The following is a 7354-nucleotide window of genomic DNA, read 5'->3' on the forward strand; positions in this document are numbered from 1 at the left end:
GGCAGCGGGGGCAGGACGGCGCGTGCGGCGAGGAGGACGGCCGTCGCCGCGGCGGCGACCATCAGCGCCGCGACCCGCCAGCCCGACAGCTCGCTGATCGCCGCGGTGAGCGGATTGCCCACAACAAGTGCCAGAGCCGTACCGCTGTACACCGCGGCGGTCGCACGTCCGGCGTGGTCGGCGGGCACCAGGCGGGCCGCGACGGGAGCGATCACCGACCACATCAGCCCGTGGGTGAGCGCGCACAGCACCCGCCCGCCCGCCAACACCGCGAAGTTCGGCGCCGTCGCGCAGATGAGCTGGGAGGAGGCCAGACACACCAGGGTGACCAGTAGGGTGCGTCGTCGGGGCCAGTGCGAGGTCCAGCGCACCAGCGGGACGGTGGTCACCGCGGCGACAAGTGCGTAGCCGGCGAGCAGAGTGCCGACAAGGGCCGCGCTGACGTCGAGATCGGACGCGATCGCGGGTAGCGCCGCGACCGGAAGGATCTCCGCGGTGACGTAGGTGAAGGCAGCCGCGGCCAGCACCGCGAGCGAAGTGGCGGTGCGGGGTGTCCACGCGGCGGTGGGCGTCGGGTGGCGGATGTCGACAGTCATGGCGGCGTTGGTCACGGTAGTGACGGGGAATACCGCAACGGCGGCGCGAATTGCTGAGGTGACGGATCGCCGCCCAATCGAGAGAGGATCGTGATGGTCAGTTTCGACGCGACACCGAAGGTCGAAGTTCCCGACGGTTACGAGCACCTGCTCGATCTACCGCTGTACGGCCATCTGGCGACGGTCCGTCCGGACGGCACGCCGCAGGTCAATCCGATGTGGTTCGCGTGGGACGGGGAACTGCTGCGCTTCACCCACACCACGAAACGGCAGAAGTACCGAAACATCGCCGCCCAGCCCGCGGTGGCGATGTCGATCAGCGATCCAAACAACCCGTACCGCTATCTCGAGGTGCGCGGCGTGGTCGAGGAGATCGTGCCGGACCCGACCGGGGCGTTCTACCTGCACCTCAACGATCGGTACAGCGGTCCGCTGACCGAGCCGCCCGCCGATGCGCAGGACCGGGTGATCGTGGTGGTGCGGCCGACCGGTTTCAGCCAGCAGTAGCTGGGTCCACCGGCAACTCCCACCGCCAGACGGTGCCCTCGTCGGGGTCCTCGACCTCGCCGGCGTGCCGGAAACCGAGCCGGCGGAGCACGCTGGTCGAGGCGTTGTGGTCGGGCAGCGTGTGCGCGACGATCATGGAGAGCCGGTTGCTGCTGGCCTTCGCCTTGCCGATCATCGCTCTGGCGGCCGCCGTCGCCAGGCCCCGTCCGCGGAACTCGGGGGCGATCTCGTAGCCGATCTCGACCACACCGTTGTACGGCGGCCCGACGAACCCGCCGGATCCGACGAGTAGCGCGCCGTTGTCGGCGAGGAAGAAGTGCATCCACCAGTCCGCCTGGTGCGGGTGCTCGGTGAGCTTGGCGATGGTGAACTCGACCGACTCCGGGAACTCGGGCCAGCCTTCGGGGACGTCGGCGCCCAGCAGTTCGCCGAAGGCGTTGCGGTCGGCACGCAGGGCGGTGAGGTGCTCCACCGTGGCGGGCATCAGCACGACGTCGATCACGTCAGCAGTGTGTCAGGCTGAGCCGATGATCGTGGCGTTCAGTGTGAGTCCGTCCGGCGGTGACGAGTCCGGGGGCGTGCGGGAGGCGGTGGCCGAGGCGATCCGCGTGGTGCGCGCGTCGGGGCTGCCGAACGAGACGAATGCGATGTTCACCAACGTTGAAGGCGACTGGGATGACGTGATGGCCGTGGTGAAGCAGGCCGTCGAGGCCGTCGCCGCGGTGGCGCCCCGGGTGAGCCTGGTGCTCAAGGCCGACATCCGGCCCGGCTTCACGGGTCAGCTGACCGCGAAGGTCGAGCGCCTGGAACGCGAACTCGGGTCCTGACCGGCTGCTAGGAGCGGACCAGCCGAGCGATGGCCGCCGAGGCCTCGGCGAGTTTCGCGTCGGCCTCCTCGCCGCCCTCGGCCACCGCCTGGGTGACGCAGTGGCCGAGGTGCTCGTCGAGCAGGCCGAGCGCCACCGACTGCAGCGCGCTGTTGACGGCGCTGATCTGGGTGAGGATGTCGATGCAGTACTTGTCCTCGTCGATCATCTTCGCGATGCCCCTGACCTGGCCCTCGATCCGCCGCAGCCGCTTCGCGTAGTTGTCCTTCTGACCCGAATAGCCGTGCGCGCCGGCCGTTTCGACGCCCTCAGTGCTCACACTGACGTCCTTTGCCCATCGTGTCTAGCCGCCTCCCAGCATCTGTCTCATCCGGTCGATCTCCGCCTGCTGCGTGTCCACGATGTTCTGCGCCATCTCCTTGGCCCCGGCGTCCTGTCCGTTGGCCAGCTCGGCCTTGGCCATCTCGACCGCACCCTGGTGGTGGCTGATCATCGACTCCAGCCACAGTGTGTCGAATTCTTTGCCGCTGAGCGAGCGCAACCGCGAGAGCGTGGCGTCGTCGACCATTCCGGACATCGACGAGTGGGCGCCCTGACCCATGTCTGCGTCAGGGTTCTCGCCCCAGCCGCGCAGCATGTCGGCCAGCTGCCCCATCTCCGGACCCTGAACGGCGGCGATACCTGCGGCCAGTTCGAGCAGCGCGGGGTCGGTGGACCGGTCGCGCGCCAGGTCGGTGAGCCCGAGGGCCTGCTTGTGGTGCGGCATCATCTGCGTCGCGAACGCCACGTCGTCGGGGTTGTGCGCCGCCTGCCCGGCACTGTCCTGGGTCTCGCTGCGCTGGGGTTCCGTGCGGTCATCGGTGGCGTTCCCGGACTCCTGGCTGGTACACGAGGATAGGAACAGGGCCGTGGCGAGTGCGGCCAGAATCGCGGCGCCGCGTGCGGTGAACTTCGTCATGACACCACCCTACAGGTACCCCATGGGGGTATCTATAACGGTTTGGCCGGGCGAAACGCCAGGCGCATAATCGACGGATGCCCTCAGATGCTCCATCCGATTCGACCAACGCTCTTCGCGCAAGCGGCTCATCGGCCGTCGACATCAAGCCGCGCAGCCGCGACGTCACCGACGGCCTCGAGAAGACCGCCGCCCGCGGGATGCTGCGCGCCGTAGGCATGGGTGACGACGACTGGGCCAAACCGCAGATCGGTGTCGGCTCGTCATGGAACGAGATCACCCCGTGCAACATGTCGCTGCAGCGGCTGGCGCAGGCGGTCAAGGGTGGCGTGCACGCCGGGGGCGGATATCCGCTGGAGTTCGGCACCATCTCGGTGTCCGACGGCATCTCGATGGGCCACGAGGGCATGCACTTCTCACTCGTCTCGCGCGAGGTGATCGCCGACAGCGTCGAAACCGTGGTGCAGGCCGAGCGCCTCGACGGCACGGTGCTGCTGGCCGGCTGCGACAAGTCGATCCCCGGCATGCTGATGGCCGCCGCCCGGCTCGACCTGGCGAACGTCTTCCTCTACAACGGCTCGATCATGCCGGGCGTCGCGAAGATGACCGACGGCACCGAGAGGGAAGTCACGATCATCGACGCCTTCGAGGCGGTCGGGGCGTGCGCGCGCGGGCTGATGTCCCGCGAGGACGTCGACATCATCGAGCGCGCCATCTGTCCCGGTGAGGGCGCGTGCGGCGGCATGTACACCGCCAACACCATGGCGTCGGCCGCCGAGGCGCTTGGCCTGTCGCTGCCGGGCAGCGCATCCCCGGTGGCGATCGACAAGCGCCGCGACGAGTACGCGCGCAAGTCCGGTGAGGCGGTGGTCGAGATGCTGCGCCGCGGGATCACCGCCCGCGACATCCTCACCAAGGAGGCGTTCGAGAACGCGATCGCCGTCGTGATGGCGTTCGGCGGCTCCACCAACGCCGTGCTGCACCTGCTGGCCATCGCGTGGGAGGCCAACGTGAAGCTCACGCTCGAGGACTTCACCCGCGTGGGGCAGCGGGTGCCGCACCTCGCCGACGTCAAGCCGTTCGGCCGCCACGTGATGAAGCACGTCGACGAGATCGGCGGCGTGCCCGTGGTGATGAAGGCGCTGTTGGACGCCGGTCTGCTGCACGGAGACTGCCTCACGGTGACGGGCCGGACCATGGCCGAGAACCTCGCCCACATCGAGCCGCCCGACCCCGACGGCAAGGTGCTGCGGGCGATGAACAATCCGATCCACCCGACCGGTGGCATCACGATCCTGCACGGGTCGCTGGCGCCCGAGGGCGCCGTGGTGAAGTCGGCCGGCTTCGACTCCGATGTGTTCGAGGGCACCGCAAGGGTTTTCGAGCGGGAGCGGGCTGCGCTCGACGCGCTGGAGGACGGCACCATCACCCACGGTGACGTCGTCGTCATCCGTTACGAGGGACCCAAGGGCGGGCCGGGGATGCGCGAGATGCTCGCCATCACCGGCGCCATCAAGGGCGCGGGCCTGGGCAAGGACGTCCTGCTGATGACCGACGGCCGGTTCTCCGGCGGAACCACGGGACTGTGCGTCGGGCACATCGCGCCCGAGGCCGTCGACGCCGGTCCGATCGCCTTCGTCAGGGACGGCGACCGGATCCGCCTCGACGTCGCGAACGGCACGCTCGACCTGCTGGTCGACAAGGACGAGTTCGAGTCGCGCAAGGCGGGATTCGAGCCGCTGCCCCCGGTGTACAAGACCGGCGTGCTGGCCAAGTACACCAAGCTGGTCGGCTCCGCGGCCACCGGCGCGGTCTGCAGCTAGTTCGCCATCTACCGGCGCTCAGCGGTGGAAGCGGGTCGTCTCCACCAGCGCGGCCCGGGGCACCCGGACCGTGTTGACCGGCGCCGAGTTGTCGGCGTACCCGAATGAGATGCCCAGCAGGAGCTTGCGGTCGGTCACGCCCAGCTGGGCCCGGACGGTGTCGGCGTAGAAGGTGAGCAACGCCTGCGGGCAGGAAGCGATGCCGTGTGCGGCCATCGCCAGCAGCAGCGTCTGGGCGTAGATGCCCATATCGGCGGCGATGCGGGCCTCGGTCTGGGCCGGGGCGAACAACATGGCGACGTGCGGTGCGCCATAGAAGCGCAGGCTCTTGGTGTTGTATCCGTCGAGCAGATCGGTCTCGTCGCGGGCGATGCCCAGCGCTGCGTAGAGCTGCGCGCCGAACTGCGTGCGCCGGGTCGCCAGGTCCCCGTCGAACAGACCGTCCCGGTAGGGAAAGTCGACGGATTGCTCACCGGCGGCGTGGGCCGCGACGAGCGCGTCGGCGAGGCGATTCCGCGCCGCCCCGCTGACCACCTCCACGCGCCACGGCTGGGTGTTCGAGTTCGACGGGGCGTGGCCGGCCAGCTCGAACACGGCCCGCATCGTGTCGCCGGGCACTTCGTCGGACCGGAACGCGCGGGTGGCGCGCCGGCTGCGGATCACCCGATCGACGGATTCGGTCAGCACAGTCGTCGACAACATCGAACTCCTCTAGGTACACGGCATCGTTTACTTCGGCACCGAGCGTACCGACCATCCGCCTTGATGTAAACGCAGGCGTATACTTCGGTCATGGACAGTCCTCGCGGCCGCGGCGGCAGGGAGCGCATCCTGGCCGCCGCCACCACGCTGTTCGAGGCGCAGGGCATCACCGCGACGACCATGGAACAGATCGCCGCCGAGGCACCGGTGTCCAAACGCACCCTCTACGCCCACTTCCCGGCCAAGGAGGATCTCGTGGTCGCCTATCTGCGTCACCTGTCCGACGCCGGGCTGACAATGGAGAGCATGCTCGACCGCGACGACCTGCCGGCGCATGAGCGGATCATGGCGTTGTTCCGCGTCCATCGGGGCGATGGACCGGTGCGCGGCTGCCCGTTCACCGCGGCCGCAACCGAATTTCCCGACCCGTACAGTCCGCCGCACGCCTACACGCGGGAACGCAAGCAGCAGTTCACCTCTCGGATCGCCGAGCTGTTGGCGGAACTGGGTGCCAGCGCCCCCGACCAGCTGGCCGAGCAGTTGGCGATCCTCGCCGACGGCGTCGCAGGACGGGCCATGGTCTTCGACGATCCCGGACGCACTGACTACGGACGCTTGGCGGCCGAGACATTGCTCGACGCCGCCCTGCGGTGATTCACCGCGGGAGGCAGCTCAGTGGCCGGCCATCCTCCGGCGCAGTCTGCAGCTAGTTCGCCGGTGGCGGTTTCGGCTCGAACGGTGGGTACCACCACCAGTCGGCCCGTTCGCCGGTGGGTCCGGGACAGGGCGGTACATCGGGCGGCGGTTTCGTCGGGGGTCGGGCCAGTGACGCCGGACTCAATTGCCGTCCATCGCTGTCGGTGACGATGAGGTGCTGTGCGGGTCCGGTGATGGTGATGCCGCCGCGATGATGCATCCGGTGGTGATACGGGCACACCAGGACCAGGTTTTCCAGTTCGGTGGCGCCGCCGTCCTCCCAGTGCCGGATGTGATGGGCGTGCAATCCGCGGGTGGCCCCACATCCGGGCACCACGCAGCAGCGGTCCCGGTGCTCCAGCGCCCGGCGCAGCCGGCGGCTGATCTGGCGGGTGTCGCGCCCGGACCCGATGAGCTGCCCGTGGCGTTCCAGCCACACCTCGAAGGTGGCGTCGCACAGCAGGAACTGGCGATCGGCATCGGTGAGCAGCGGACCCAGATGCAATGACGCGCTCTTCTGCTTGACGTCGACGTGGGCGATCACGGTGGTGCGGTGTCCGTGCGGGCGCCGCGCCACCTCGGTGTCCCAGCCGGCCTCGACCACACTCATGAACGCATCGACCGTCGTGGGCATCGGCGGAACCTGACCGTCTGCGCCGTGGCCGTCACCGTCACCGTCGACATCGACATGGCCGTCACCCTCGCCATCGACATCGACATCGACCTCGCCCTCGGCGTGGCCGCGCTTCCAGTCGGCGACCATCCCGTCAAGGTGTGACTGAACGGCGGCGTCGAGCTTGGCCGCCTCCAGTCGCGGCAGGAAAATCCGATAGGTGGTGCCCTTGTCGTCGCAGGTCTTGCTGTACGACGGTGCGGGTTCGGGCTTGGGGTCGGGTTCCGGTTGCGGTTGCGGTTGCGGCGGGGGTTCGAGCTTGATCGCGGTGCGCAACTGGGTCACCGTCGCGGCGGTGACCAACTGGGCGTAGTGCGCAGCAGACCCCGGCCCGGCCTTCTCGGCGATCACCCCGACCTGATCGAGTGACACCCGACCCTCGCGCAAGAGTTGGGTGCAGCGCGGCAATTCCTCCCACCGCTGCGCGACAGCGGTCACGATTTCAGCATTCCTCGGTGACGAGCCGGTCTTCCACGCCACCATCGCCGCCACCGACCGCGCACCCGTCATCCCCCACAACCCGTCGCGGTCGATCTCGGCGACGATCTCCACCAGCCGCCCATCGATCGCAT

10 protein-coding genes are annotated in these 7354 nt (G+C 68.8%); 4 read left to right on the plus strand and 6 right to left on the minus strand.

Annotated elements, in window-relative coordinates; translation table 11 throughout:
- On the minus strand, nucleotides 1-596 hold a 596-nt coding region (locus Q2100_RS23985; protein WP_302916074.1), incomplete at its 3' end, for an MFS transporter.
- 93 nt (nucleotides 597-689) lie between these two features.
- Here Q2100_RS23985 and Q2100_RS23990 point away from each other — a divergent pair.
- On the plus strand, nucleotides 690-1103 hold the full coding sequence (locus Q2100_RS23990; protein WP_302916065.1) for a PPOX class F420-dependent oxidoreductase: 414 nt from the start codon (nucleotides 690-692) through the stop codon (nucleotides 1101-1103).
- On the opposite strand, the gene Q2100_RS23995 is transcribed toward Q2100_RS23990, so the two are convergent.
- Nucleotides 1090-1605, minus strand: coding sequence for a GNAT family N-acetyltransferase (locus tag Q2100_RS23995; protein WP_302916066.1), 516 nt, complete (start codon nucleotides 1603-1605; stop codon nucleotides 1090-1092). The two genes, Q2100_RS23990 and Q2100_RS23995, sit on opposite strands and share 14 nt — an antisense overlap.
- Before the next feature lie 25 nt (nucleotides 1606-1630).
- On the opposite strand from Q2100_RS23995, the gene Q2100_RS24000 reads away from it, so the two are divergent.
- Nucleotides 1631-1930 carry a thiamine-binding protein gene (locus tag Q2100_RS24000; RefSeq protein ID WP_302916067.1) on the plus strand — a complete coding sequence of 100 codons (300 nt, stop codon included), beginning with the start codon at nucleotides 1631-1633 and terminating at the stop codon, nucleotides 1928-1930.
- 7 nt (nucleotides 1931-1937) lie between these two features.
- Here Q2100_RS24000 and ricR read toward each other — a convergent pair whose 3' ends face one another.
- A complete protein-coding gene (gene ricR, locus Q2100_RS24005) occupies nucleotides 1938-2249 on the minus strand; it encodes a copper-sensing transcriptional repressor RicR (protein ID WP_302916068.1) in 312 nt (103 codons plus the stop codon).
- Nucleotides 2250-2273: 24 nt separating this feature from the next.
- A complete protein-coding gene (locus Q2100_RS24010) occupies nucleotides 2274-2888 on the minus strand; it encodes a DUF305 domain-containing protein (RefSeq protein ID WP_302916069.1) in 615 nt (204 codons plus the stop codon).
- Nucleotides 2889-2965: 77 nt separating this feature from the next.
- Between Q2100_RS24010 and ilvD the strand changes: the two genes are divergently transcribed.
- Complete coding sequence (gene ilvD, locus Q2100_RS24015; protein WP_302916070.1) at nucleotides 2966-4711, plus strand: dihydroxy-acid dehydratase; 1746 nt, start codon at nucleotides 2966-2968, stop codon at nucleotides 4709-4711.
- 18 nt (nucleotides 4712-4729) lie between these two features.
- Here ilvD and Q2100_RS24020 read toward each other — a convergent pair whose 3' ends face one another.
- Nucleotides 4730-5413 (minus strand): nitroreductase, encoded by a 684-nt coding sequence (locus Q2100_RS24020; RefSeq protein ID WP_302916071.1) that lies wholly within the window; start codon nucleotides 5411-5413, stop codon nucleotides 4730-4732.
- Nucleotides 5414-5503: 90 nt separating this feature from the next.
- Here Q2100_RS24020 and Q2100_RS24025 point away from each other — a divergent pair, with 90 nt between their 5' ends.
- Complete coding sequence (locus Q2100_RS24025; protein ID WP_302916072.1) at nucleotides 5504-6067, plus strand: TetR/AcrR family transcriptional regulator; 564 nt, start codon at nucleotides 5504-5506, stop codon at nucleotides 6065-6067.
- 52 nt (nucleotides 6068-6119) lie between these two features.
- On the opposite strand, the gene Q2100_RS24030 is transcribed toward Q2100_RS24025, so the two are convergent.
- Nucleotides 6120-7354 (minus strand): HNH endonuclease signature motif containing protein (locus tag Q2100_RS24030; protein ID WP_302916073.1); only part of this gene is annotated, 1235 nt, incomplete at its 5' end.

The organism is Mycolicibacterium arseniciresistens (genome assembly GCF_030519285.1).
Taxonomy (GTDB): Bacteria; Actinomycetota; Actinomycetes; order Mycobacteriales; family Mycobacteriaceae; genus Mycobacterium; species Mycobacterium arseniciresistens.

Bases quoted from the DNA above. Each gene is read 5' to 3' on its own strand.
- Q2100_RS23990 (WP_302916065.1), top strand. From the start codon at position 690: ATGGTCAGTTTCGACGCGACACCGAAGGTCGAAGTTCCCGACGGTTAC.
- Q2100_RS24000 (WP_302916067.1), top strand. From the start codon at position 1,631: ATGATCGTGGCGTTCAGTGTGAGTCCGTCCGGCGGTGACGAGTCCGGG.
- Q2100_RS24010 (WP_302916069.1), bottom strand. From the start codon at position 2,888: ATGACGAAGTTCACCGCACGCGGCGCCGCGATTCTGGCCGCACTCGCC.
- ilvD (WP_302916070.1), top strand. From the start codon at position 2,966: ATGCCCTCAGATGCTCCATCCGATTCGACCAACGCTCTTCGCGCAAGC.
- Q2100_RS24020 (WP_302916071.1), bottom strand. From the start codon at position 5,413: ATGTTGTCGACGACTGTGCTGACCGAATCCGTCGATCGGGTGATCCGC.
- Q2100_RS24025 (WP_302916072.1), top strand. From the start codon at position 5,504: ATGGACAGTCCTCGCGGCCGCGGCGGCAGGGAGCGCATCCTGGCCGCC.